Source organism: Paenibacillus profundus, assembly GCF_021369635.1.
GTDB classification, from domain to species: Bacteria; Bacillota; Bacilli; order Paenibacillales; family Paenibacillaceae; genus Paenibacillus_B; species Paenibacillus_B profundus.
Genome location: NZ_JAJNBZ010000021.1, coordinates 52364 through 78861, shown reverse-complemented (window position 1 = coordinate 78861; position 26498 = coordinate 52364). Strand labels below are relative to the sequence as shown.

The following is a 26498-nucleotide window of genomic DNA, read 5'->3' as shown; positions in this document are numbered from 1 at the left end:
TTACATCTAACATCGAACCTTGCCCCGCGCCAGCTCCACTTCCGGGTATTTGCCCGCTCCTCCGCCGGGGAACAAGGACGACGGTTTGCCCTTTATATAGTGGTCGAAGAAGTCGAGCGCAAAGTCATGAATGATCGCATGCGTGCGGCGAGCCGCAAGGGCTGCGGCCGAATCATCCGCTGTCACGGCCAGCGTAAAATCAGTGAAGCTCATATGGTTCGCGGATTTGAACTTGAGCGAATAGTGTCCGTTGGCGACGACGTGATCATGACGCCCGAAAATTATAGTTAATTCCTTCACAGCTTCTTCTCTGCTTATTCCGAGCTTCTCATACTCCTTAATGAGAGTCTCTAAATTGTCTCGCGAGAACGCCTTCCCGTCATACATGTACAAGAACGGGCGGTTCAAGCCAGCAGCCGGGATCGGATGACCGTAGAAGGCGCCGTCCATATTCAGCCCTGCCTTGAGCCTTGGGTCCTGCATAATCGCTTGCGCCGCTGTCGCCCCGCCGAAGGAATGGCCAAGTATGCCGATGCGGCTCGTATCGATTCTGCCGGCAAAACGGTCGGCATCGTGTCGGGCGAGCCCCTCCAGCCGATCGAGAATGAAGCGGACATCCCGTGCCCATACGTCGGCCGCTAACTTGTTCATGACCTTTGTTCCTTGGCTGCCCATATCCTTGAACTTCGCAATTCTGCCATCCGGAAACACCGTAATGGAGCAGTTATACGTGTGATTGATGCCCAACACGATGTACCCTCGGCTCACCAACTGTTCCACCAGGAAGGTGGATGAATTGGCGAGCGCGCCGAAGCCATGCGAATAGATGAGGACGGGATATTTCCGCTTGCCATTGGCCAGCGGCGCATCGAGCACGGAATTCGTCAAGATAGCGCCGAGCTGGATCACCAAATGTAAGGGAAGCTGCAAACTTCTATTGAGCGCTCCGGCATACAGGGCGGGGTCCGGAAAATAAGGCTGCCGCTCGCCGCACATCTCTTCGTCTGCCGGATACCATATTTGCACCATCAGCTCGCGCTTGTCGCCGGGCCTCTCTGTCAGCGTCTCCTCACGGGTACCATCGACCCAATGATAGGAGACTGTTCCTACCTTATAAGGACCTGCCGGCTCTTGAAAGTCCAAATCCGTCTGATCATCAGCACCGCTCTTAATCTGATATTCCTTAGGCGGCTCGACACCTAGCAAATGCTGCACGAAGTAGTCCCATTTGCGCCGGATGAAGTATGGATTCCTGTCGATGCTATGGCCGACGTTCGGCATGACGAGCAGGTCGAAGTCCTTGTTGGCATGAATAAGCGCGTCGACGAGCCGCAGCGTCTGTGCCGGATGAACGTTGTCGTCCATATCCCCGTGGGCGAGCAGCAGCTTGCCCTTCAGATTGCCGGCCAGCTGCGCGTTGTCTTGTGTGGCATAGCGCTCGGGATGCTCGGGATCGACCAGGCCCTGGAAGCGCTCGCCCCACATTGAAATGTAGGTGAGCTGGTTGTGATTGCCGGCCGCAGAGACGGCCACTTTGTACACGTCGGAGTGCTGCAGCATGGCCCGGGTCGAGCCGTAACCTCCCCCGGATACACCCCAGATGCCGACACGCTCCTGATCGATGAACGGATAACGCTCCGCTAACTGCCGGATCGCCCCGGCGTGGTCCAGCAATCCGGCCGCTTCCTCCAGCTTGCCATCCGAAACGTCATGGAACGCTTTGGAGCGGAACGGGGTGCCCATGCCGTCCATTATGATCGTGACAAATCCCAGTTGGGCTAACGATTGAGCGCCGCCGGAGAAGTCGACTCCCAGCAGGGCTGCGTCCCAGATGAACGATTTCGGCGTATTGAGAAGCTGCGGGCCGCCATAGAAATAGTCGATCAGCGGGTAGGATTGCTCTGGGTCAAAAGAGGCAGGCCGCACTAAAATGCCATACAGATCGGTGACGCCGTCACGCGCCTTGACGGTAAACCTCTCTGGTATTTGATAGCCCTGTTCCAGCAGCAGCTCGATGTCGGCTTGCTCCAGCTCCCTTACGATGCCCCCATCTTCCTCACACAGGACGGACACAGGCGGCTGATCGACCCGCGAGTACGTATCGATGAAATAACGGAGATCCGGCGCGAACGCGATTTTATGATCCGCATCTTCCGGCGTCAGCAAGTTCAAGCACGTCCCGTCCAGACGAATACGGTACAGGTGCTGGTAATACGGATCGCGTCCGGCCTCGCGTCCTCCGGCCGTAAAATAAATCCAACCTTTACACTCGTCGACAGCGACCAGACGTCTTACGTTCCATTCGCCTGACGTGAGCTGGCGGACAAGCTGCCCCGTAACGCTGTCGAACAGGTACAGATGGGCCCAGCCATCGCGTTCGGACAGCCAGAGGACGGTATCATCCTGCAGCAGTTGGAAATTGGGCTTCACGCGGATATGAATATCCAGATTGCCGAAGTGATACAGGTCGATAAATAAAAACGTGTCGCTCCGTTCCTCAACCGCTGTGCGGGCCGCCCCCGTCTCCGCATCCGCCACGAGCAGCTTGGCGGAACGGTGGTCGCGCGCCATGTCCATATAGTACGCCTGCTTGCCGTTCAGGCTCCATGCCGCTTGGGGCGCGAGTTGGCTGAATAGGGTGTTGTTGCCCATCGTCATACGCGGGGCATCTACTTTAATGGATTCCTGCCGATCGATGTCACAGATGACGATGTCAGCCTGCGCCACATGCTCGTCACCAGGGGAAGCATAGCGTTGGGTATGGAGGACAGGCCGCTGATCTTGCTCATTCGCTGGCACGTTCTGCACTAGGTGCAGTTCACGTATCAAACGTTGGTCAAGCCGCTGCGTCAACAGCTTCTTCGAATCCGGTGACCATAAAGCGGCCGGAGGGAGCTGAACGTTGCCTCTTGCTATCTTGTTCGAGACTTCTGGCTCGGAGGCATAATCGTAGTACGCTTCCCCATCATGCGTCAGCTGCCGGACTTCCCCCGTCTCCATATGACGGATATACAAGTTGTATTTCTCTGTATAAGCCGCCCATTGCCCATCGGGTGACAGCAGCTCGTGCATGGCTGGCTTCAGCAGCGGCTTCATCTTCGCACACCGATAGCTGCACAGATCACACTCCCACCGTTCGCCCGCCGCTTCGAATCGGATAACGTTCTCATCTTCATGGAATTCCAATTCATCAATCGGAAGATGATACGGAGTCACCCTCTTATAGAGCACAGCGCTCAAGGAGGAGGCCAGCCGTTCGTGGTCGAAGACTGGCTTGGATGTGCCGTTCGCCGGGTTCACGACTATAAATTCAGTGCCTTTCTCTGTGCCGAGCCGCACATCGCGGCGGTACCAGAACCGGTTCGTGCCACCTACCCATTGGGGCACGACACGTCCGTTAAATACATGCTTCATCCAATGCGTATACAATAACTGCTCGGCACGTTCATACTGCTCGCGGGGCATCACTTTGTTCATTCCACTACCACTCCTTGCTTATATTGGATCAGATTACATATCGATCATAAGGAGGAAATATGAACGGAGTGTGAATGATTGGAATCATATGGGATGGCGTATGATTGTGTATTTCTCGTGAATTAAAGCAATTATTTGTCACAATATGGAATATATAGGTTATACTGAATTCACATCTATGCACCTTGCCTGCAGCGGGCGTCCTTGTCGGCAGCTAGGTTCATCTTACATGGAACAAGTCGTCGCCCCTTTCCTATTAAAAGAGAAGAATGGGGGTAACCGTATATGGGACAGTGGCTGTACTTGCTGCAGCGAAATGTGATGAACGCCGATACCGATGCGCAGGAGCTGGTCTATCATTCGTTCCGCGAACTCGTATACCGTGATATTTATAAGTTGCTGCGAGATCACGGGTTAACCGAGGATGTCATTCAGGAATCATTTATCAAAGCGATAGCAAAGGGTCCAGAGGTAAGACACGCTCCCGTCATGAGAACGTGGATTAGGCGCGTCGCCCGCAATACAGCACTGGATGTCATTCGGAAAAACCGCAAGCATCGCCAGATGATAACCACAGAATTTTTCCATAATCCAGCTATCTCCATCCTCCTTCCCGACACCGAACCTAGCATTGCCAATCTTGTTGAAGATAAATTCAGAGACAACCTGCTGTATCAATCCATTCGCGAATTACAATCTGACTATCAAATGCTGCTGCTCCTGCATTATTTCGAAGAGAAGTCTTACAAAGAGATGTCTCAAGAGCTCCATCTGTCCGAACAAGTGATTAGCCAGCGGCTGGCAAGAGCGCGCAAGAAGCTGCGGCAGCAATTTATGAGGAAATGGAGCTAACCGTCCTTTGATGTCGGATTGAATGAAATATTGTCCGTTAGATTGTAGCGCGTGGATACGTCGTATATAGTGAGACCGCTTAAGTTGTGGTTGAGAGCTGTCTCCATTATGACGAGAGGGGTACATATTGATGAAAAAGAAGATGTCCATCTTAACCATTTTGAGCCTCGTCTTGCTGCTTGTCTTTCAGGTCAGCGCATTCGCGATCGACGGCAGCACCCTCAACACCGGGCCGGATATGACGGCGGACCAGGCACACGTCACGACTGACACGGTTCGCGTCTTGCACGCTGAGGAAGAAATCATTGACCAGTTGACGAAGGCAGGTCCTGCCGGCGGCATTGAGTATGCAGAACGGCATACCGTCACGTCTCCCGTTAATTTGCATGATGCCGCTGCCTTGCAAGCCAACCTCCCCGATTCGCTGCGGGCGTTGGCCCAGCCTTCAAGCGCGACGGTAACAACCGCCACCTATTCGGGTGTCATTCCGAAGGAAGGCGAGGCAGTTCATCTGTATCCGATCTATGTGAAGCCGGGCGATATTTTGCAAGTACAGCTGGATCCGCCGCTGTCGCAACAGCTTAATTATGACTTGTACTTGTATGAATTCGATATGACGACCGGGAATCTGATCACGACTCCTATCGATTACTCCGTATACGGAACGTACTTCAACCAGTACGCGAACGGAATGCGGACGTTGTCAGAGAATGTAGGCACGAAGAATGCTACATCGGCCGATAAAGCGTACCTGATCGAGGTTCACGCCAAGCAGGGCGGCAGCATTAACGATCCGTTCTATGTCACGCTTGCGACAAGCACAGACTATGACGCATTCGAGACCGACGAGAACGCCTTCCACGCCTACAGCTTCACGGTAGCCCCGGGCGGTTCATCGCTGAACAGCCGTTCCATCAGTTCTCCCATCGACAATGACTGGTATGTCATTACAGTGCCGGAGAACCGCAATTATGACGTCATGAACTTCTCCTTGGACAGCGCTTCTGCAGCCAAGGGATATAAGGTGGAAGTGTACGGAGTGTTAGCCGACAACCAGATGAAGCTGCTGTCGACAACGGACAACAATGTGCCGCTCGGAACAGGCAGCTACTACGTCCGCGTCTATACGACCGGCCAATATGACACAACCAATTACACCTTGTCGATTAAACCAGTGCTGCGCGCGGACAAAATTGTCATTAACGGATATAACTCCGGTGGCGGCCCGAATGACTATCCTTCCTACCGGTATGGCCGCTATTTCCGAATTATCAACAACACGCTTACTGTCAATGGCGTAGTTGCTACCTCAGACAATTATGCCGTAGCCAATGCGAAAGTAGACGTCATCTGGTTGAATGAAAACTGGACGGAAGGAAGCGGCAACCGCACCCGAACCGGATCCGTCTATACGAACAACAGCGGACAGTTCTCCGTAACACTCAGTCTTCCATCTTCGACGGCAAGCATTAGCGAGTTTTTGCCGGGAGCGATTAACTTTACACATTACTACGATTTGAGCGGAGTAGTGGCCAAAGTCGCCGATCGCCCGCATGTGAGCGCAACGGATATTCTCTACCATTTCGCTTATAGCCTGTACGGAGGAAGAGGATAATATCGTCCCCCATACCATGTACGCATTCTGCTTTACGCGCGCATGGTATATTTTTTTACTGTTTTGGATCATTTGAGTAAAAGAAATTGAAATATTGGTCGATATAGTAAATATCATCCTGAATATAGAAAATACGACCATCATGATGCAGCCCAAAAAATCCCGAATTCATCACACCGAGGAGGTATCACATGAAAGTCAATAGCAGCACAACACTTGAGCCGAAGCTGTACGGCATGAACGGACAAGGGCAGGTCAACAAGCAACCGAAGATGGAAACGGGGACGATTCCCGGCTTGAAGCACGACACGGTTGATATTAGTCCGACGGGACGCCAATTGGCGGTCGGCGCGATTGAACATCATGTGGCGACGTACTATGGCAATGCCGAGATTAACGATTCCTTGCACCGGCTTCTGGAGGGCAAAGCGCCCGAGGTAAGGACAGCCGTATATACAGTCATCCAGTCCAATCTCGTTCCCGACGGCACCGTGTCGGACAGTAAAGAACGGGCGGCATTGTTGGAGCTTGGTCTGACTCAGGCGAAGTATATCGCGGACAACTATTTCAAGGATGGCGAGGCTGCCGAAATGCTGAACACAATGAATAAGATCGCTGCAATGTCCCATAAGGAAACTATCAATCCTGTTGCAGGCAACGCAACCTACATCCCCCCTTCCCAGAAGCCGCAAGGCGCACCCGATGACTATGTGAACATCACCGATTTGATGAAAAGATTCGAGCCGGAGAGCCACGGCCAGCTGCAGGAAGCGATAGTGAACGGCGGTGACTGGTCTGGTATTCTGATGAAGTTCGCGCACAAAATACCGCAGAACAAAGAGTGGCTGGACACCTATCGCCAAGAAGCATCCCTGCCTATGAAAGAGGTACCCGCTGCGAGAATAGACAGCCGCTTTGACGGTGCGAATACCGCAAACATGGCCGCATTTGTGAAGGACCTTCAGAGCATGATTCAGAAAGCGCAGTTGGCCAATACGGACTTTCTGAGCAGAAACATCGATTATTTCGCCCACGTGCTCGGGTATAGAGCTTCATAAGTTACGGTTGAGCCGCCTACATTCAAGCCGTGGTTCCTATTCGAAATGAGCCACGGCTTTCGTCGCTTGACTTCATAGAGGAGGTAAGTTGGTGAGCATCGTTTGGGAAAACATCGTATTTCTACTGTTGCTTTCTGTTGTTCTTCTGGCAGCAGCTGCAGGAGCGGTATATCTCATCATGAAACGGTTGAACAAATATTAATAAGCTATCGGGCCGCCCTCTTCCTGACGTATTCGGGCGAATCGAGAAAATCGGTGAGCTTTGCCATCATACAGGGTGGCTTATCTAGGGACTGAAAGGAGGTGCAGATTTGGAAGGTGGACTCTTATTCAGAACTGAGCTTTGTCAAACGGATGTATTTAAAAATTTCCTTTTGAAGAACGTCATGTAGAGTATACCCCTCGATTCCTATAACCCTAATCCCGTCTGTATCGCCCTTGGCTGCCGGTACATGAAAATGCCAAGGATCATATAGTTTCACATCTTCCGAAGCTTCTTTTGGATGATAATGCGCGTGGAATTTTTGTAAAATCTGACGATTTCCAGCATACCAATCATAATAGTATTCAACGAGCATCAAGCTCTTGTCGAATATTTCTTTGCAATGAAGATAACACTCGTTATCATGAAACGATATCTTGGCGTTAACTTCTCTGCCTTTTTTATGATCAAGGTCCTTTTCTTTTACTTCTTGAAAACGAATAGTTAAAATTTCATCATACAAATTTTCTAGAGTGCCGAAAGTAGACTTAGGAATATTGAGATTTTTTGACACTTTCCAACCTCGCTTTGTACGATAACCAGACCGAGGCGTCAGTGTCTTCTTGGGTTAACTCTTTGATGGTTGTGTCACCAAAAATATCCTCAAAGGCCGCACCGTATTTGTTTTCCAACTCTTTTATCGAGCGTTCCAAATAGGTCACTTCATCCACTACAGGAGCTTCGTTTTCTTTGTCCCAGTTCGCTTTCAGAATGGACACAGGTATTCTTTTTCCATTTCCAAAAATAATTTCGGCTTCCTCTGGAATTTTAGCGTGTTCTCTTCCCTGCCTTGCTGGAGCTCCAACAATCCGCTTTTCCCGCAGCCATGTATTAATGGTTTGCACGGAAACACCAGCGAATTTGGCTACTTCAGTTGTGGAGTAAGTAACATCAGACGATTCCTTAGCAGATTCCTCTGAAATATGATGGAGCAGCTCCTCAGTAAGCTTAAGCAGAGAGTCTCTGTCAGAGAACGCTTCATCATTCCAGCTCTGGTTGTATTTATCCATACCCTTTACCGCAAAAAGCAGGTTTTTTACTATAGCGGCAACAACGGGCATGTCCGTATCCACCATTTTTCTTATAAGCCCACGGGCAGCTGGTCCTTTCAAAATACTGCGTTCAATTGCTGTCGGTCGCATTATCATTCACCTCTCACCTCCATTTTATTATTATATAAACAGAACGTCAACGAAGTGAAAGCAAACTGAAATGTAATTTAAATTATATTATTAGCCTTTCTAAGAAAAATATGCTTATCATGCAGTGGCACGTTTCAGACTGACGGTGATTCGTTTCAATCGCCCCTTTGCTTCATTCTCCCCTTCCATCAGGAAGCGGCACGCCCAATGACCACTCTAATTAACTGACATTATAACCAGGTGCTTCATGCTATGGTATAAGAATCGGCATCTGCCTTATTCTCGACGTTACCCTCCTGACTGTACGGGAGAATGGACATAAGAGCTATTTCAAGGAAGCCCGACAACATATTTTCGCAAAAAGAGTGAGGGATCTGCCATTCTGAATGATGGGGAGAGTGGAGCAAGGGAGGCAACAGGCATACCTTTTCTAAGAAGGGGAAAATGACTATATTCGCTTTATTGCTTCACAGAATTAAACATTCTTTAAGAATAAAAAGACACTTGCCGTTTAAGCAAGTGCCTTATTGATTATCAGCAGCTATCCTATTTTTATACCATAGGCTGAATGCTAGAAGAAGCAGTTCATGTTCCATGCGCCTGATATGCAGAAGTACCGCTCCCCTATATGCCTGCGTACTGGTATGCAGCTTATTCAAGGATAATTTTGTTCAAGACAAGATTAACTGGATTAATGATTGTATCACCTACAGGACATGTGCGCTCAATGAATTGCACGAATTCCTCAGCCTGTTCGCGCGAGGCGTTGGATTTCATGTGAATGTTATATCGAATGTCGGAGTAGCCCCGGCGCACATCGGATTTATTCATAAAGCCGTCTGTATCAAGGTCCCCTTCAACCTCAACCCAAAATTCCTCTAAACGAATTTTAAATTTAGGGGCATATACTCTAGCTACGATAGCTTGGCAAGCACCCAAGGCGCAGAGCACCAATTCAACCGGATTCATCCCTGTATCGGTACCGCCTAAATATTTTGGCTCGTCAACCGTGATCTCGAAATTTCTGGACTTTGCCTTTACAACCATTCCTTTTTGCAAGTGTGCAGTTGCTTTAAATGTCTCAAGTGGCATGTTAGGTCCTCTTTTCTTCGAAATAGTGTGGAGTATAGTATTCATAGAAATATGATTCTATCTTACCATAATTCCACAAATCTCTGTATGACATTTCCAACAAATAAGGCAAACGGATGTTTTATATCTTTCCTTGCCGTTTCTGATTTGTATCCAAGCTCTGGCGATATAAATAGGTACCCATCTGCCCTTGAGTTTTTATCCCAAGATAAATAATTCAATACTGCCCCGCCGCCTGAAGAGTGTCCTCCTACATACAATGGCACTGCCGAGTTTTCATTTTTAACCCAATCACTGAAAGCTTTTATATCCTGCCATACTTGTACGTAAGTCGGGCTATCCCCGCGGGGTCCTTCAGAACGTCCATGGCCTCTTAAATCTAAAAGATACACTTCCACCTTATATTTTTCACTCAATTCGTATGCCAAGTTTTGATAACCCGCGCCACTGTGGGCCCCACCACCATGTATGAACACAAGTGATGCAATCGGATGATTGGCTTTGACTTGATAATAAGCGAGCTTTACTCCATCAGCCGATTCAAAATAGCAAGGTTCGCCCAAATGAACCTTTTGAAATTTGCTTATTTCTGTAAACGAGAACGAGGAATTAGCGTTCATGTTTTGTAACTCCTTTACACCTGTTTCAGTTCTTGGCGTTCAATTTTTCGTTTATTTTGTTTATTTGATTTCGCCATACCGCTTGCATGATAAGCCATACAACTATATAAATAATCATATATATGAATATAAACCCTACAATCGAAACTATATTTAGCGCATACCATCCAGCTGCTATACCCGCGAACATATCGATTTTAATTTCAATATCCAAACGAACATCGCCTTGCAGGTTACGCCAGCTGATACTTCTATTATTCGTATATTTCATTACTATTCAAGCGAATTTCAGTAAGTGGTTGTTTCTCTGAAATAACTGGTTACATAATCACCGTCGATTGAATGAATTCTGCTCCTATATATAAATCCATAGCGAATAGGGGGCATCATCTGCCCCCTTCCTGTTCTTCAATATGATGAACTCCGCATGAGTCGAGTCTTCCAAATCGTTCTATACCTATTTCATTCCCACTCGCTTCGCCAAGTCGAACAGATCAAGCCCTTTTAACGCGCCTTCCACTAACTCAGGCAGCAAGGCAGGCGTACACGCAAAGCAAGGGGTTCCATCCCGCGATAGAACCTTCGCAAGGTTCTCGTCGTAGAACGGCTGACCTTGATCGGACAGCGCGAGCAAGCACATCGTTCTGACTCCCGCTTCCCGCAGCTCGCGCATGCGGCGGATCAGCGCCCCTCGATTACCGCCTTCATATAGATCAGATACGATAATAAATAACGTCTTCTTCGGTTCTTCGATGAACTGCTCGCAATAGGCAACCGATTTGTTAATATCCGTGCCGCCGCCAAGCTGAATTCCGAACAGCATATCGACAGGATCGTTCGCGCATTGCTCCGTCAGATCGACGACTTCCGTATCGAACACGACCACGCGGGTGTTCAGCGACGGGATGCTGGCGAAAATAGATCCTATAACCGAAGCCCAGATGACTGAATCCGCCATCGATCCGCTCTGATCGATATCCACGATAACCGTCCATTCTTTGCTCCGCTGCGCGCGATCGAAGAAGTAGAATTTCTCCGGAATGATCTGGCGCCGCTCCGCATCGTAATGCTTCAAGTTGCGCTGAATGGTTCGCTTCCAATCGATCCCGCTCACAGACGGAAGCGGTGAATGCTGCCTGCGGTTCAACGCCCCGGTTACGGCTCGGTGAATGTCATTCTCCAGCAGCTTCACGAGGTCATCGACGACCGCCTGCACGAGCATGCGGGCGGTATCTTTTGTTTTCTCCGGAATTTTCCCTTTCAAAGACAGGAGCGTGCCGACAAGTTGAATATCCGGCTTTACTGTAGCCAGCACTTCCGGCTCGAACAGCAGCTGCTTCCACCCTTTGCGTTCCATTGCATCGTTCTGAATGATCGAGACGACATCATCCGGGAAAAAGGTGCGCACATCTCCCAGCCATTTCGATAGGCGTGGTGCCGACTTGCCCAGTCCAGCCCCTCTACCGCTCGCCGCAGAACCGCTGCTGCTGCCATCCGTTCCCTCGCTTGTATCGTCATATATTTCGGCAAGCGCTTGATCCATAACCTGCTCTTCCTCGGTCAGGCCGATTCCTCCGCCCCCGCAACTGCTTGCCAGCTGTTGTTCGGCAGATGCGCCGAGTATAAGCCGCCAACGTGAGACTGCCTTCGCTTCAACAGATGCGCTCACGTTAAAAATCCTCAAAATCAAAATCATTCAATTCGTCGATCATCTTCACTTCGTCCTCCTTCAACTCTCCAGCCAGCATCTCCTCCGCTTGCTCGGTATGCACGCCCCATAATTCGCCAAGCAACTCGGCGATCATCGTCTTCTCGCGGGGAGCGAACGAACTGAAGGCACGCCGCAAAAAGACGAGCGCACGCACAAATTCATCGTCCTCGAGAGAAACGATATAGTCGTTCAACTGCTCCCACAAGCTCATCCGTGACAGCAGCGCATACCGATTGCGGAGCGACAGCCCTTCGAACCAGCCTGCGCCGAGGTCGGCAGGGATGCCTGGAGAGAGGCGCCGCGATACTTCTTCCGCACATTGCTGCGCAGACATCGCGTTGCGTTCCATCAATATCGCGCAGGCAAAGCCGGAGAGCCGCGGATTGCGGTCATCCCGTTCCGCCAGATGCAGCAGCTCTTGCAGCCACAGCTGTTCATCGACCTGCTCGCTATGGTCCAAAGCTATGCCGTTCAGTTCATTCATCGCCGTAATCATCGCATGGGCCGCTTCATCGTTGCAGCCGCTTGCATCCAGCAGGAACAGACAGGCACGCATGAACAACTGCTCCAGCAACGGCAGGAGCGGCGCCGTATCGATCCGCCTGATGTCGCCATAGCTTATAATCGTCGACAGCTCCCGTGCCGCCGCGGCTATCTGCACGACATCGCGGCTATCGACGGCCAGCCGCTGCAGCGTCTGGCGCGCCGCTTCCATCTGCGCCAGCATTCCGCATTCACAGGCGATGCGGATTAACTTGGAGGCTTCGGCAATCGTGCCGCATCCATCAAGCTTTTGCTGCAGCACATAAGCTGTGGCGATTTCGACCGTCTCGCCCAGCAGCGTTGACTCCACAACCTCGATTTCCACTTCCGGCGACCATTGGATGACCCAATGCTCTGCCCAGGTTGCGCGCTCTTGTCCGCTCGGTCTCGCCTTCGCCAGCGTGATGCCGAGCAGTGTTAACCGATGGAATAGCAAGGAACGGTTCAAATCGAGAAATGCTGTTTCTTCCGACTTTACGCGCCGGTTCTCACGCAGGTCTAACGATAGATCGGTTGCGACCGCCGTCTTGTATTTCTCAAGCTTCAGCTGCTTCAACAGCCGGTTCAAGTCGTCTTGAATCGGCGTCTGGCTGACACCGTCCGCAAGCGCACCGATAGCCGTCCCCACATCCGTCCGCGCCAGCGCTTCGGCAATGACGGACAGGTCGCCGCGCCCCAGCAAGGTTTGCGCTGCGTCCCGCAGATCGCGCAAGGTCGGCGCGCTGCCACCGTGCAAGGCAGCCAGCGACTCGGCCAGCCGAACCGCTTCGATCACCTCGGCTGTCGAACGATGAGTGCCCGAATCCCGCATTAAGCGGGCAAGGGTCGATAAATAGTATTTCGGCAGCTCATCCAGCGTGCCGTTCACCATTCGCTCCCACATCATTTCATAATAGTTGGGCGCATTATTGCCTGCTCCATATCCAGACATCGAGGACAGCTTGTAATAAGAGTACGGCATGAGCGTCAGCTTCGTGCTGCGCGATGGCAGTCCTTCCAGCTCCTCATCCGTCATCGCTGATGTCAGATCAACGAGCGCTGCCGCATGATAAGCCCCGCAGACGACAACGATTTTGTCCGGTTCGTGGCCAGATGCGATCGTCTCCTGAATTTTCCGCCGCATATAGGCTTCTCTTACCGCGTTATAAGCGTACTCGGTGCGTTCATAACGCCTCTCCTTCTCCTCAGATAGCTCCCGCATCTGCGTGGAGAAGGCAATAATCGCTTCTTGATACGCACCGGCATTCAGGTTGTGCTCGTAATTCCGCTCCCAATACATGTCATAATCGTGCTCTCCGGCAAGCTCGGCAATACGGCTGTAGATGGAACGCTCTCCACGCGTCTCCTCCAATGGCCGTTCCGGTGAAGCTGGACTGCCTTCCTCTTCCTCAGCGCCCGTATTCATCCGTACGTCCTGCAAGGCAAGCGCCGCGGACGAAGGCAGATCGATAAATGCAGCCATCGCCCCATTCTCTTCCGCCCACTTCATCGCTTGGTATTCCGGAGAATAAGCAGCGAAAGGCCACAGCACAGTACACACAGGCAAATCATCTGTAAATGCCAGTATCGCAACCGGCGGCTTCGTCACCCGATTCGTCAGATGGCGAATTTCCGGCGTAGCGTCGGCAGGACCTTCAATAAGAACCGCAGTCGGCTGGATATCGTGAAGAAAGTCCAGCAGATGCTTCGCGCCGCCGGGAGAAAGATGCCGCACCCCAAAAATATGCACAGCCGCAGCAGCAGTCGCACTCACTCGTTCATCTCCCTGCAAGCCGTATACAAGCCGCGCCATTCCGCCCCGCGCTTTTTCATCACATTGTCGAGATATTCCTTCCAGACGAGCTTGTCTTTGACGTCATCCTTCACGATCGCCCCTTGCAAGCCTGCAGCCAGATCTTCATCGGTCAGCTCTCCGCTGCCGAAGCTAGCGGCCAGTGCCATACTGTTCGTCAACAGCGAGATCGCTTCCGCGGTCGAAATGACACCCGCAGGCGATTTTACCTTCTCCTTCTTGTCGATCGTCATCCCGCTCCGCAGCTCGCGGAATATGGTGACAACCTTGAGCAGCGCCTCATCCGCAGGAACAGCAGCCTGCAAATCGTAGGCCGAAGCAATCTCTTGAACCCGCTTCTTCACAATTTCGACCTCGGTATCCATATCAGATGGGGTAGGCAATACAATGATATTGAACCGCCGCTTCAATGCGGCCGACATTTCATTCACGCCGCGATCCCTTGTATTGGCCGTGGCGATAATAGAGAACCCTTTGCGGGCGCTCACTTCCTTGCCGAGCTCAGGCACCGATATGGTCTTCTCGGACAGTATCGAGATGAGCGCATCCTGAACCTCGGACGCACACCGGGATATTTCCTCGAAACGCGCGATTCCCCCCGCTTCCATCGCCCGCATAATCGGGCTTTGCACCAACGCTTCCGGTGTCGGCCCATTCGCCAGCAGCATCGCATAGTTCCAGGAGTAGCGCACATGCTCCTCGCTTGTTCCGGCCGTTCCTTGAACGACGAGTCCAGAATGGCCATATATCGCTGCTGACAGATTTTCAGACAGCCATGATTTGGCTGTGCCCGGCTCCCCGATTAGCAAGAGCGCCCGATCCGTCACTAAGGTCGCGATCGCCATCTCGACCAGTCTTTTATTACCGATATATTTAGGAGTAATGACGGTTTTCCCCGCTTTGCCGCCGGTAATGAACGTGAGCACCGACTGCGGCGACATTTGCCAGCCTGCCGGAATCTTTCCTTTATCCGCCTTGCGAAGCGCTGCTAATTCTTCCTCGTACAATCGCTCCGCCGGCAGTCGCATCATATCTTGCAGCTGTTCTTGGCTAGTGGTCATCTGCTCATCTCCTTTAAGGTGTATCGCACGCTCTATCGTTCTGATTATCGTGTTGTATGTCCTGCTCCTGCTCTGTAGGATAGGCTATACAGGCTTCGACGTGTTCGCCGCGCTTTCAGCAGCCTGCATCGTCTCCACTACATATCGGAGCTGTTCGCCGGCGGTATATTTGAACTTCGACAATACAGCCGCCAAGCGGTCGCAGTACGCCGAAGGAAGCTGATACAGCTGCTCCAGCACGTGGCCTTCGAATACGTAGCAATTGGTATTCCGTTTATCTTCCAGCGCTGTCACAAGCGCTTCCCAGCGAACGTCATCACTGACTCCCGCGCGTTCCAACCCGCTCAATAGCATCCCTGCAAAAGCATTGCGGAACTCCGGATTGCTTTCTAATTTACCAATCATGAACTGCTTGGCAGCCACATGTCCGGGATGCGCGAATGCGCACACAAGCTCAAGCGCATTCTGCTCGATCAACCAATCCAACCAGCGATGGTCCCACTGTGCCGCAAGCTGTTCCAGCGGAAGCATCACAACCGTGGAAAGCGGTACGGTCTCATTGGGAATGCTCCACAATATCGGATAAGGTCTATACTCGCGTGACATGACTTTCTGTTCTATAGACGAGAGCAGCTGCTTCTTCCGCTTAGCCAGATCCCTGTTCGTCTGCAGCTTCCATTTGTTGCGCATCGACTCGACGTATCGTTCATATAGCTGCGCCGGAGACAGCAAGCGGAACGACGAGCGGAACGAATGCGGCATATAACGGACATTGTGCTGTTCCAACTCATGCAGCAGCGCCAATGCTGCTTCTGTATCCGTTTGTTCCAAATAGTAAGCGGCGGCGTCAAAAAGCTCCAGCCACCCCAATGAGACAAAAAATGAATAATGGTTCGTTACATGTACAAATACGTCATAGAGCGCTTCGCTCCGCTTGCCGTCCAAAGCCGTAAGGAAGTGTTGGATCTTCGTCCATAAGGCTTCTATTTTCTTCTTGTCTTCCTTTTCCTTCGCCTCAGAAGCTTGCTTCAGTTCAAGGCCCAAGTCCCGCACCAATCTTTTGGTGAGCTCACTCGAATGGCACTTGAACGATGCCTCTGCCGCCAACTCTATATCTTTACTGGAAAAGGCTTCATACAGCCGATCCACCGCACGCGCCGATCCGCCTGCAGCCAAGGCATGATAAGCAGCCTCTCGTATCGCCTTCTTCTTATCCTTCGTCCAGCCTAGCAGCGCTTCTTCATATTGCTCACGGCCTGCCAACAGTTCAATTGCCGTCACCCGCACATCGTCCGAACCGGATTCCGCGGCTTGGTAAATCAGATCGGCCACTTCTTCTCCGCCCACTTGCCCGATAACGCGCAGCTTTCTCGTTTCCAGCTTGCCGCCGGAAGGATTGAACAATTCGATTAGATGCGGAACGATCTGCGGACCATAGGAGGGCAGGATTCGGTTCATGGCGCACTCTGCAATATCGATATATGGATCGTTCAGTGCCGCGATGGCGTGCTTCAGCAAGCGAAGATCTTGGAACATCCCTGCTTCGAACGCTTGCACGATCACCTCGTAGCGGCCGCTCCCGGTAGTCGTCAATGCCTCTTGAACCGCTGCCAGCTTACGATACGACAGCTTGGTGGACAAGGAGTTCGGGCGGCTCTTCACAGCCGTCAGCTCCCCCTCTGGCGAAATGGTTCCTTGTGTGCGAAGCACCGAGCTTAGCAGCAGACCCAGATCCTGCAACGTCTCCGCCGAAGTCTGCGTCTGTTGAGCAGATGGCTCTAATAGAGCGGCAATCCCTTCTCCCAACCGTTTAAATACGGGCGCCCGTTCCCCGAGCTGCTGGAATTGGGGCAAGAGACGCTTCAAGCGAAAATCTCCGGCTGCCAACTCGCTTCCTGCAATATAAAGCCGTCTCACTTCTTGATGAAGCTCTTGCAGCAATGCTGTACTCATCGCCGATCCCCCTTAATATAAGAGGCGGATCATGTCCGCACCCTTAATGATAGTCAATGGTTGTGCGACGAGCCGCCCGCTATCGAGACCGTGCTCGAACATAACCAGCATCGTCGTGTCCGTCAAGCTTGCGGCAGGAACGTGCGGCAGCAGCGGCACCGTCGCATGACCGAACGTGAACACATCGTCCAGCGCCAGATGCTGTCCCGCAGCATCGGTAATGGCGAATTGGCCTTGCTCTGTCTGCCGAACCTCTGCCACATGAAGCAGCATCACTGGGTTCTTGTCGCCGAGTGGATTTTTTAGCTGGTTCTTCACCTGCTTCACGACATCGGCATAGGAACGATGGGCCATCGCTGAAATAGGTTCCAGATCATGCTGCTCCAGCGGCCGCGAGGTCATTTCTTCCCAACGCACTCTTCGGTTCATATCACCGGGATAGCGATACAGCGACTTCACAAGCGCGACATCGAAGAAGCTGTCGTCCTCTCGCATATGCTTGGCTGCTCTGTAAGGCCGATATTGAACCGTTCGATGGATTTCCCCGGTTGCTTGCTCCAGCCAATAGCCCTGATCGACGTATTCTTGTCTAGCCTGATCGTCGTAGCTCAAAAAGGCGATCTGAATCAATTCGACCTGTTCCGCCATCAGGCCGCAATCCTTCAGCTCCGCCAGCTGCCAAGCGTGACCGAGCCATTCTTCTATCGTCGATTCATGGTCCAGCGTCAAGTCTGGATCGGCGAGCTTCGCCGTTAAATGAGCGCGCCCTTTCTTAATAAACGCATGAATCAGCGTTAATTGCTCGACGGCATATGTATAGATCGCTTCCCGATCATCCGCATTGGAGAGCAACAGGGCTAATCGACGCAATTCCGTCTGCGCCCCGGTCAAATAATAGTTGCCCATCTGCTTCACATGATCCTGGATCGTCTTTAACACTTTTTTATCGATCGTGGCCAACCCTCCGCGAATCAGCGACAAGGTCAGCTTCTCCAGCAGCTCCAAGCCCTCAAGCTGAGCCTGGATTTTTTTCTTCAACGCCGTTTTATTCACTTTTTTCGGCTTGGTCTCTGCACCTTCAGCGGCTTGCTGCGATTTCTTCTCTTCCCGCTTCTCCGCCTTCTCCCGCTTCGCAACGATATCCTCAGGTACTGAAGCAGTGACGAACGTCTCCCCTCCAATATAGGCATACAACAAACCGAGCGCGTGCTTGCATGGCAATTGCCGGCTTGGGCATGAACAGCGCAGCACCGGCTTCTCCGGGTGGATAAAATCTGCCGAGCATTGGTAGTTAGACTTGCCGCTGCCGGAGCACTCTCCAAATAGAAGCGCATCATCCTCCGAGCGGTTCAACTGCACGAAGCTGCGTTTTTTAACAAGCCCTTGCGCATTCTTAATGGCCGAGCTGTTCGGTGCCAGTGAATCAACATATGATTCTGTTATTTCGATCACGCGACCTTCCCTCCTATCTTTCCTGCTTTTCTCTCATATTTTCATGTGAAATCTAACACTATAGTAAAATGATACCTAAACCAATATTCATATCACACCATCTAAAGTCCTATTTCAAAGCACGACTACATGGGCATCGCACTTCGAGAGTGAATGCAAGATTCGATGCCGAATCACCTCCTGAATATCTTCGTGATCAAAAGGGGGCTTTTTGAACTTCCTCTATAGCCATTGTCCAAAATAATCCTGGACCGCCTGCTTGGAATACCCATCCACCCCCCGCCAATTCACAATGGCGCAAAAGTCGTTCTTCCCGCCTCTTCCAGGCCTGTCTTCCTCTGCGGTCAGAATTCCGGCATACGCCATTATTTCCATCAGAAAATCTCGCTCACTTTTATTGGACGGCAAAATGCCATTCAGCCTTTTCTCCAGCTGACGCGCGGCATCGGCAGGAGCACAGCTTGTAATGGCAGCTAGTATATTTTTAAAAATGTCCACGTCTTCTTCGCTCACCGCTATATCTGCTTCTTTGAGCAATTGCTCCAGATCAAGCATGCAATACAGCATATGATTCAGACGCACCCCGCCCCACTTGATTCTCTCGAAATTCAACACATTGATATCTTCATTCGTATAATCTTCATGAACGGCTACGCCATATGTATCGCATACATAACACTCGCCAAAACAAGCATAGGTGCTGCCATTATTGTTAGTCGTATACTTCCCGACATTGCTCTCGAAGGGGTGCGCAGCCATTCGATGGGTCAACGCCCAACTGGAGAGCGCGCTTCTCAAATACACCTTTCTGGTAGACAGACTATGCAAAAAGGCTTTCGCCGCCATTTCCTTCGTAATCACTTTATGCAATTCAATCATTTGCAGCACACATTCATCATGGCCGATCGTGATCGGATCGAACATCAAGCCTTTATCTTTCGCATATTCGAAATCTTCCCCCGAAAAAAGGATCGTGCGGGTATCCTTCCAGCCGCTGCTGCTCCAGAAGGTTTTCATTAATATTTGCTTGGCCTTCTTGTCCATTCAGAACGGCACCTCTCTTATTTTCCTACTTGAAGCATTCAATTTTCTAACATTCTACACCGAACATACGTTTCCTTCTTCTGTTATCGGTATTTTGTGTCGAAAAATGAAGTCTCGCTTTGCTGCACAGCAAAGCAATTCATGCTTCTATCATCACTCATTAATACTGGAACGAACAGGGTAAAAGCATTACGACACGAAAAAAATCGGTACAAAAAAACGCCGAATCCAGAAATCCGGCGGTGTCATATGTCATCTGTCCTACTTGGCGCTGTCCAATACCTCTTGCGGCACTTTGATCTCGCCGACTTCATTATGTCTGGAGAAAGCAGCTGACATCACCACATCAACAAAAGCGGTCTGATCGCCCTGCTCCATGATCATCGTCATGTTCACGTCCGACGTCGTAGGCAAATACGTTTCTTTATTTACCCTCTTCCGTTGACAGCATACTGCTTAAGTGCAAAATCTTGATTCTGACCGAGTATGATTAATTCCTGATACACTTGCAACGGCTCTCTGTTCAGATCGATCTTTATCTTCCGGCCGAACTTCATATCTTGCTTTTGATCGCCTTGGCTAATTGTCACATCTTTCTTCATATGACGCTCCACAGAGAAGCTCTTCAAGCTTTTTCCAGCCTCCATTGACTTTTGAATCAATTCATCTACGGTCGGCGTCGCCTCCTTCTGTTCGGCAGTCGTGGTATTCCACCCTGTTGCTTCCTCCGCGCCGCCACATGCAGTGATTCCTAGTGCCAATATGGCTAACAATAATGCTGCTGTCCATTTTTCCAAGCGGTTACCCCCCTAAGATTTGTAAAAGGGTGTAATAGAGAAAAACCGCCGAATCCAGAGGATCCGACGGTGTCGTCTGTCTTACTTGGCGCTGTCCAGCACCTCTTGCGGCACTTTGATCTCGCCGACTTCATTATGCTTGGAGAAAGTGCTTGTCAGTACCATCTCCAAAGACATCCCTTGACCATCCTGCTCCATGTCCATCGTCATGTTGACGTCGGACTTCGTAGGCAAATACGTATCTTTATTCACGCCATACGTAATTTTGATGTTTTTGATGTTCATTTGCTCCATCAAAGCAGCCGTTTGCGGGTCATTGCCCGATTGGCTCATCAGGGACTTGGCCAGTTCCTTCAAGCCTTCACCGGACAAATCGGCAGACAGCACATATTCGTTCCCTTCAACCGACACCTTCGCGTCTTTGGAGATCGATTTGAATTGTTCCAGCTGCTGCTCCGGTTTGGCAGATGCCTCAACGGTTGCCATCAATTGATCCTTCATCTCGTCCGGAACCTTCGTCCAAGTTCCGCCGACTTGCGAGTAAATGCCTTCTTGCGTAATATACTGCTTAATATCCTGTTCCCCTTGATCCGGGATGGACATTTTAATTTCCTGGTACATATTCAGCGGCTCTTTGGTCATGTCTGTCTTCATCTGCATGTCGACCTTCTGCTCTTGCTTTTGGTCGCCTTGGCTTACCGTTATATTTTGCTTGATTTGAGCGTCCATAGAGAAGCTCTTCAAGTCTTTGCTGGCATCCGTTGTCTTCTGAATCAGTTCATCTACGGTCGGCGCCGCCGCGGTCTCTTTTGTCTCACCCGCCGGTTGTTCGGCAGCCGTGTTATTCCCCCCTGTTGCTTCCTTCGCGTTGCCGCATGCCGTGATTCCTAGTAACAAAATTGCTGATAATAATACTGCTGTCCACTTCTTCAAGCGATTGTCCCCCTAAGATTTGTATTCTTACTCATATTAACCAATTGGCAAGGGGACGTAACAGGGAATTTAGACCCAAGTAGGCAAAATCGAGGTCCTGAATATATGGTCTATTCGAACTATATTTCCGTGCGTTAACATTCTTTATTCGACAAAGGTATAATACTAAATAGAGCGTTCTACTATTGTATAAGTGGAGGAATTTCGGTGTGAAAAATCTTCTGATTACCGGCTACCGCGCGCACGAGCTCGGTATTTACGGCAATAAACATAAAGGAATCCCCTATATCCGCAAAGCCATTGCAGCCAGATTGATCCCCCTGCTGGAAGAAGGGCTGGAATGGGTCATCACCCCCGGCCAGTACGGGGTCGATCTATGGGCATGCGAAGCAGCCATCTCGCTGAAGGCGCAGTATCCGCATTTGAAATGTTCTATCATCACGGCCTACAGCCAACCGGAGGAGCAATGGAGCGACGAGAAAAAAACGTATTTCGAGCAAATCCTGCAAGGGGTTGATTACTATAGAGCGGTGAGCAACGGGCCTTATATCGGAAAATGGCAGTTCGTCGCCCGGGATGAGCTGTTATTCCGCAAAACAGATGGCATCCTGCTCGTCTATGATGAAGACGCCGGCGATGCGAGTCCCAAGTTCGTCAAGGAACGCGCGCTGAAAAAGCAGGCGCAAGACGGCTATATCTATTTGAATATCGGCTCGGAAGAGATTCAGGCCATCGCGGATGAGGAGCAGAGCTATGAATTCGGCGAATATATGAGTTGAGCTGCCCTGTTGCCTGCGGTCGAGGTAGTTTCCATTGGAAAACGTACAGTCAAATGTGCGGATGGAGCAGCTAAACGGCTTGCAGACTGCATTTTGTCCAGTGGATGTGACTCCTTTCTAACTATAACAGATGAAATGGAGCGAAAACACTGGATCATTTCCAATCAAACCTGTCACTGGGAGTTACCTATTGCATTTTAACTGGATGAAATCCAATGCAAGATAAGGGAAAAGGACGGATCCGGTCCGTCCTTTGTGTTGGAGGGCAGTCTGCAATTAGCAGCCTTCTAACTAACCCATACTCTTCTGCTGCTTGCCTTTGCCCAAAGACCCGCGCAGAAGCATGAACATAATGAACAGCAAAGCTGCAAGCTGCGGCACAAATGTCTCCCAGGTCGGATAAGCCCCCAGCCATCCGATTGAAGGCAGTCCTGCCTGACTATGGGCAGACAGCTTCCCTGCTACTTGTAAGGCATGGATACTCTCGCCCAAGAAGCGAATCACCAAATAATAGATAAGCGCGGTAGCCGCCATAAAGAACGGCCGAATCGGCAGCTTCGCACTGAAATGAATGATAGCGAAACCAAGGACGACGAGCGCCAGCAATGCCCCGCCTATACCAATCGCCAGCTGCAGCGGCTCGATAGACGGCGCCATGCCGATGTAGAAGATGGCTGTTTCGGCGCCTTCCCTCAAAATTGCGAGTCCCGCTACCGCGAACAGAGACCACAGGCTTCCTCTGGCTAAAGCGCCATCTACCTGCTTGCTAATATAAGCATTCCATGACGCCATGCTAGACTTGCTATGCAGCCAATTCCCGATGGTTAGCATCATCACGACCGCAACTAATCCCGTGATGCCTTCGATCAATTCGCGCGCGCTGCCTGATGCGGCTTGCGAAATCGCATAGGTCAGCACAATCGCCAAAACCCCGCTAAGAACTAGACCAGCGCCTGAACCGGCCCATATATAGTTGCGTGCCGTTTTGTTGTCCGTTCGTTTCACATAGGCCAATAAAGCGGCAAGCACTAAAATTGCTTCCAAGCCTTCTCTAAGCAATATTACGGCAGCATCCCAAGCTGTATAAGAGGATGTGATTGCTATCGGCTCCAAAGCTTGCTTCATCTGGCCGATAACATCCTGCGCTTTCTCCAGATTCGGCGGGCTCGACAGCAAATAGCCCTGTGCTTCCGACATTTGATTCTCTGTATCCGTATAGACGGTTGCAGATGAGATGGATACCTCGCCTTCAACTGACGGCCACATCGAGATAAAGGCTTGCATATGCTGCGAAGCCAGATCAGCATCTCCCGCCTCTACAGCTTGATCCGCCTGCTGCAGCAATGCAATGGCATCCGTCAAGCGATGACTGCCTGAAGTGGAGTCCGAGGCTCCGTCCAGCTTCCCGGCTGTGTAATCCTTCAACACCGAAGTTAATTGCGTCAATTCACTGTCTGCCTGCTCCGGCTTGGGAGGTTCGGCTTGCAGAGCAACCCGTATCAATGTCATCTTTGTCTCAAGCTGGCTGTATACCGTAAAGTTATCATTGCGAATCGGATTCTCAATCTTCTTCCAGTCGTTAACGATAGTCCGATAATCCTTCTGTGCCTGCTCGATTGCGCCCTGCTTCAGACTGTCATGAGTCTTCTTCACCATGCCCAACAGCATCTCGGCAACGTCCTTGCCGGAAGGCTTGGCTTGTTGCTCCTGCGTGCCATCCACATATTCATTTACCTTCTTGGCCAATCCGGATAAGCTTTCCTTCGCTTGCTTCAGATCCTTCTGCTGCACAGCATCAGCCGCCGCAGCCAACTCCGAATCGATGGCGCTTGTTAACTCGGAGGCTGATTTGACGCCGTTCCATAATTGGCCGAACTGCTCAAGCTCCTTGGAAGCCATCTCCCAATTCTGCTGCCCGGCTTCAACAAGCGCTCCCCCGACTAAGGGCAGCAACTGGTCAACAGGGGAGCTAGCCCCTTCTGCCGCCGACCACTCCGCCGGTACAAGCAACATACTTACGATAAGTACGGCTATCATTTTTCTAATGATTCCACTGTGCGTATAACGCATGGAGACCTTCCTTCCTAATAAATGCATGTTCAAAAGAGCGTCTCCCCGATATATCCTCCTTCACGAGCTCCGGGGAAGCAGGCAAATGTGGCGCTACCTACATGCACGATATATTCATTCAACTTATCCGCGGCCGCCAGCTTATGCTGCATCGGCATGAACTGCTTGCGCAGATCTTGCTGGAAGCAGATAAAGAACAAGCCCGCATCAATCTGCCCGGTCTTCGCATCAATGCCGCTAGAATACGAAAAGGCGCGGCGCAATATTTGCACCTTGCCATTCATGTGCGCCAATCTGGAATGTGCCGTCTCCGGGATGACCAGATTGCCTGAGGCGTCGCACTTCTCCAGATCAAGAGGGTCGAACTCATCTTGGCCGCCGAGAGGGGCGCCCGTTGTTCGATAACGTCCGAAGGTCACTTCCTGGTCCTGCAGAGTGGAACGGTCCCATATCTCGATACGCATCCGTATCCGGCGGACGACCATATAACTGCCGCCCTCCATCCAAGATGCGCCTGTCCCAGGCTGAATCCATACCGTCTCATTCATCTTCGCTGCATCCGTTGTATCCGGATTCCCGGTTCCATCCTTGAATCCCATCAGGTTGCGCGGCGTGCCCCCGGAGGTATCGGCTTGGCCAGAACGTTGAAAGCCGTCCTGCGTCCACCGCAGCACGGCCGTTCCACGCGCAATTCGAGCCATGTTGCGCAGCGCGTGGAAGGCTACCTGAAGATCGTCTGCGCATACTTGAACGCACAGATCTCCGCCCGACCATTGCGGCTGGATATCATCCGCGCGGAATACGGGCAGATCCGGAAAAGCGGCAGGCCGCTTGCCGGCCAAGCCGAACCGGCTATCAAATAATGACGGCCCTGCGCCAAACGTGATCGTCATTCGAGACGGAGACAGGCCCGCCGCTTCACCGGTATCCGAGGGCGGCATATTGGGATAGTCATTGATCTCGCCTATCATCTGGCCGGATGTCATGGCGGCTGCTGCCTTCGTCCACGCCTGGAACAGCTTCCGGACCTCGCTTAAAGACGAAGCAGTCAGATCAAATGAACCAAAGCAGAGGAAATTCTGAGCAGGTGTTGCGATTCCCGCTTGATGAGAACCATAGAAGGGCACAATGGACTCCTTGGCGGAGCCACCGTTTGCAGCAGAAGAGGATTGACTCTTGCCGCCCGTGACAGACAATATGCTGCCTACACCAGTACCGCCCAGCATCAAGCCAATACCGCCGACACCCGCTAATTTCAGCAGCTCTCGCCGGCTTAATTGTTTGCCTTTACGTTCCGAACTTAATCCATAATCGTTAGTTCCCTGTTGTTTCTTACTCATCGCTTACACTCCCAGCAATTTCCCCATATTGGACAGCGGTTCGGCCAATGCATCAAGGTTCTGGCTCAGCTTGCGCACCTCGTCCTGTTTCAGCTCTGTATAGGATACGTAGCCATCTCCTTTTTTGAAAGGAGCCAATTCATTATTCAATGCCGCAAATCTGGCGCCGATCTGCTTCTCAAGCTCTGCATCCTTCTTCTCCAGCTGCGGCTTCAGCAATTCATAGATTTTCTGGGCGCCTTCTACGTTCGCTGCAAAGTCATACAGATCGGTATGCGAATATCTTTCCTCCTCGCCCGTCACTTTGGAGGTAGACACTTCATTTAACAGCTCGACTGCTCCTGTCACTAACAATGAAGCATCAATCTCGGCCGTTTCCACCTTGGCGCGCAGCAGCTTCGCGTCACTTAACAAGCGATCTGCATACTCTTGCTGTCCATCTGTAGTCTTCTGTTCCCAGAGCGCCTTCTCAATCCGGTGAAAACCGCGCCACTCTTGTTCTTCCACATCATTCTCGCGGGCATCGATGTTCGGATCGAGATCCCCCAGCGCTTCCGCAATCGGTTCGATTCGTTCATAGTGCATGCGAGCGGGAGCATATAAAGATTTCGCTTTTTCAATATCACCGGATTTGACGGCCGCTGTGAACTCACCTGTTAATTTTACGAATTCGTCGCATTCTTCGACCACATATTGACGATATTGATCAATCGCAACCTTGAAATCTTCTTTATTCCCTGAGGCGTTATCAGCCGCCGTGTTGGAAGGTGGCGTTTGATCAGGCGTTTGTGATACGGCTTTATTATCATCTGCGCCAGATCCGGAGCCACAACCGGATACAAGCAGAGTTGCAGCAAAAACTGCGGCAGGGATGGCATTACGGAAATTCATATGAGACACTCCTC

At 51.1% G+C, this 26498-nt stretch carries 22 protein-coding genes; 4 read left to right on the top strand and 18 right to left on the bottom strand.

Annotated features, from left to right (window positions below; all coding sequences use genetic code 11):
• Positions 1-6 precede the first annotated feature (6 nt).
• Entirely contained in the window at positions 7-3477 is a 3471-nt protein-coding gene (locus LQV63_RS21285) for a DPP IV N-terminal domain-containing protein (protein WP_233698215.1), read from the bottom strand.
• 285 nt (positions 3478-3762) lie between these two features.
• On the opposite strand from LQV63_RS21285, the gene LQV63_RS21280 reads away from it, so the two are divergent.
• The 3 genes from LQV63_RS21280 (at position 3763) to LQV63_RS21270 (ending at position 7002) form a co-directional block, all read left to right on the top strand.
• Positions 3763-4329: an RNA polymerase sigma factor gene (locus LQV63_RS21280; protein WP_019420908.1), complete on the top strand. Its 567-nt coding sequence runs from the start codon at positions 3763-3765 to the stop codon at positions 4327-4329.
• Positions 4330-4459: 130 nt separating this feature from the next.
• Positions 4460-5944: a hypothetical protein gene (locus tag LQV63_RS21275; protein ID WP_233698214.1), complete on the top strand. Its 1485-nt coding sequence runs from the start codon at positions 4460-4462 to the stop codon at positions 5942-5944.
• Positions 5945-6135: 191 nt separating this feature from the next.
• A complete protein-coding gene (locus LQV63_RS21270; RefSeq protein WP_233698213.1) occupies positions 6136-7002 on the top strand; it encodes a hypothetical protein in 867 nt (288 codons plus the stop codon).
• A 326-nt stretch (positions 7003-7328) separates the two neighbouring features.
• Here LQV63_RS21270 and LQV63_RS21265 read toward each other — a convergent pair whose 3' ends face one another.
• The 14 genes from LQV63_RS21265 to LQV63_RS21210 form a co-directional block, all read right to left on the bottom strand.
• Positions 7329-7778, bottom strand: a complete 450-nt coding sequence (locus LQV63_RS21265; RefSeq protein ID WP_233698212.1) for a hypothetical protein — start codon at positions 7776-7778, stop codon at positions 7329-7331.
• On the bottom strand, positions 7753-8412 hold the full coding sequence (locus LQV63_RS21260) for a helix-turn-helix domain-containing protein (RefSeq protein WP_233698211.1): 660 nt from the start codon (positions 8410-8412) through the stop codon (positions 7753-7755). The genes LQV63_RS21265 and LQV63_RS21260 overlap by 26 nt, the downstream gene beginning before the upstream one ends.
• Before the next feature lie 645 nt (positions 8413-9057).
• On the bottom strand, positions 9058-9498 hold the full coding sequence (locus LQV63_RS21255) for an OsmC family protein (RefSeq protein WP_019420903.1): 441 nt from the start codon (positions 9496-9498) through the stop codon (positions 9058-9060).
• Between the two features lie 62 nt (positions 9499-9560).
• On the bottom strand, positions 9561-10118 hold the full coding sequence (locus LQV63_RS21250; protein ID WP_233698210.1) for an alpha/beta hydrolase: 558 nt from the start codon (positions 10116-10118) through the stop codon (positions 9561-9563).
• A 25-nt stretch (positions 10119-10143) separates the two neighbouring features.
• Entirely contained in the window at positions 10144-10308 is a 165-nt protein-coding gene (locus LQV63_RS32120) for a DUF3021 family protein (protein WP_407672947.1), read from the bottom strand.
• Positions 10309-10575: 267 nt separating this feature from the next.
• Positions 10576-11814: a VWA domain-containing protein gene (locus tag LQV63_RS21245; RefSeq protein ID WP_267934141.1), complete on the bottom strand. Its 1239-nt coding sequence runs from the start codon at positions 11812-11814 to the stop codon at positions 10576-10578.
• Positions 11789-14125 carry a DUF5682 family protein gene (locus LQV63_RS21240; RefSeq protein ID WP_233698208.1) on the bottom strand — a complete coding sequence of 779 codons (2337 nt, stop codon included), beginning with the start codon at positions 14123-14125 and terminating at the stop codon, positions 11789-11791. The genes LQV63_RS21245 and LQV63_RS21240 overlap by 26 nt, the downstream gene beginning before the upstream one ends.
• Positions 14122-15225 carry an ATP-binding protein gene (locus LQV63_RS21235; RefSeq protein WP_233698207.1) on the bottom strand — a complete coding sequence of 368 codons (1104 nt, stop codon included), beginning with the start codon at positions 15223-15225 and terminating at the stop codon, positions 14122-14124. The genes LQV63_RS21240 and LQV63_RS21235 overlap by 4 nt, the downstream gene beginning before the upstream one ends.
• An 84-nt stretch (positions 15226-15309) precedes the next feature.
• Complete coding sequence (locus LQV63_RS21230; protein ID WP_233698206.1) at positions 15310-17178, bottom strand: HEAT repeat domain-containing protein; 1869 nt, start codon at positions 17176-17178, stop codon at positions 15310-15312.
• A gap of 12 nt (positions 17179-17190) precedes the next feature.
• The gene (locus LQV63_RS21225) at positions 17191-18630 is read right to left on the bottom strand and encodes an SWIM zinc finger family protein (protein ID WP_233698205.1); all 1440 of its coding nucleotides are present in this window, start codon (positions 18628-18630) and stop codon (positions 17191-17193) included.
• A gap of 222 nt (positions 18631-18852) precedes the next feature.
• Positions 18853-19674, bottom strand: a complete 822-nt coding sequence (locus LQV63_RS21220; RefSeq protein ID WP_233698204.1) for a hypothetical protein — start codon at positions 19672-19674, stop codon at positions 18853-18855.
• Positions 19675-19935: 261 nt separating this feature from the next.
• Entirely contained in the window at positions 19936-20064 is a 129-nt protein-coding gene (locus tag LQV63_RS31535; protein WP_267934139.1) for a DUF6612 family protein, read from the bottom strand.
• 38 nt (positions 20065-20102) lie between these two features.
• A complete protein-coding gene (locus tag LQV63_RS21215) occupies positions 20103-20471 on the bottom strand; it encodes a DUF6612 family protein (RefSeq protein ID WP_233698203.1) in 369 nt (122 codons plus the stop codon).
• Between the two features lie 81 nt (positions 20472-20552).
• On the bottom strand, positions 20553-21404 hold the full coding sequence (locus LQV63_RS21210) for a DUF6612 family protein (RefSeq protein WP_233698202.1): 852 nt from the start codon (positions 21402-21404) through the stop codon (positions 20553-20555).
• A gap of 209 nt (positions 21405-21613) precedes the next feature.
• Between LQV63_RS21210 and LQV63_RS21205 the strand changes: the two genes are divergently transcribed.
• The gene (locus LQV63_RS21205) at positions 21614-22183 is read left to right on the top strand and encodes an SLOG family protein (protein ID WP_019420891.1); all 570 of its coding nucleotides are present in this window, start codon (positions 21614-21616) and stop codon (positions 22181-22183) included.
• 291 nt (positions 22184-22474) lie between these two features.
• Here LQV63_RS21205 and LQV63_RS21200 read toward each other — a convergent pair whose 3' ends face one another.
• Genes LQV63_RS21200 through efeO form a run of 3 tightly spaced genes read right to left on the bottom strand, consistent with a single transcriptional unit; the run spans position 22475 to position 26484 of the window.
• Positions 22475-24253 (bottom strand): FTR1 family iron permease, encoded by a 1779-nt coding sequence (locus LQV63_RS21200; protein WP_233698201.1) that lies wholly within the window; start codon positions 24251-24253, stop codon positions 22475-22477.
• A 29-nt stretch (positions 24254-24282) separates the two neighbouring features.
• The gene (gene efeB / locus LQV63_RS21195) at positions 24283-25593 is read right to left on the bottom strand and encodes an iron uptake transporter deferrochelatase/peroxidase subunit (protein ID WP_233698200.1); all 1311 of its coding nucleotides are present in this window, start codon (positions 25591-25593) and stop codon (positions 24283-24285) included.
• Between the two features lie 3 nt (positions 25594-25596).
• On the bottom strand, positions 25597-26484 hold the full coding sequence (efeO, locus tag LQV63_RS21190; RefSeq protein WP_233698199.1) for an iron uptake system protein EfeO: 888 nt from the start codon (positions 26482-26484) through the stop codon (positions 25597-25599).
• Positions 26485-26498: the final 14 nt, after the last annotated feature.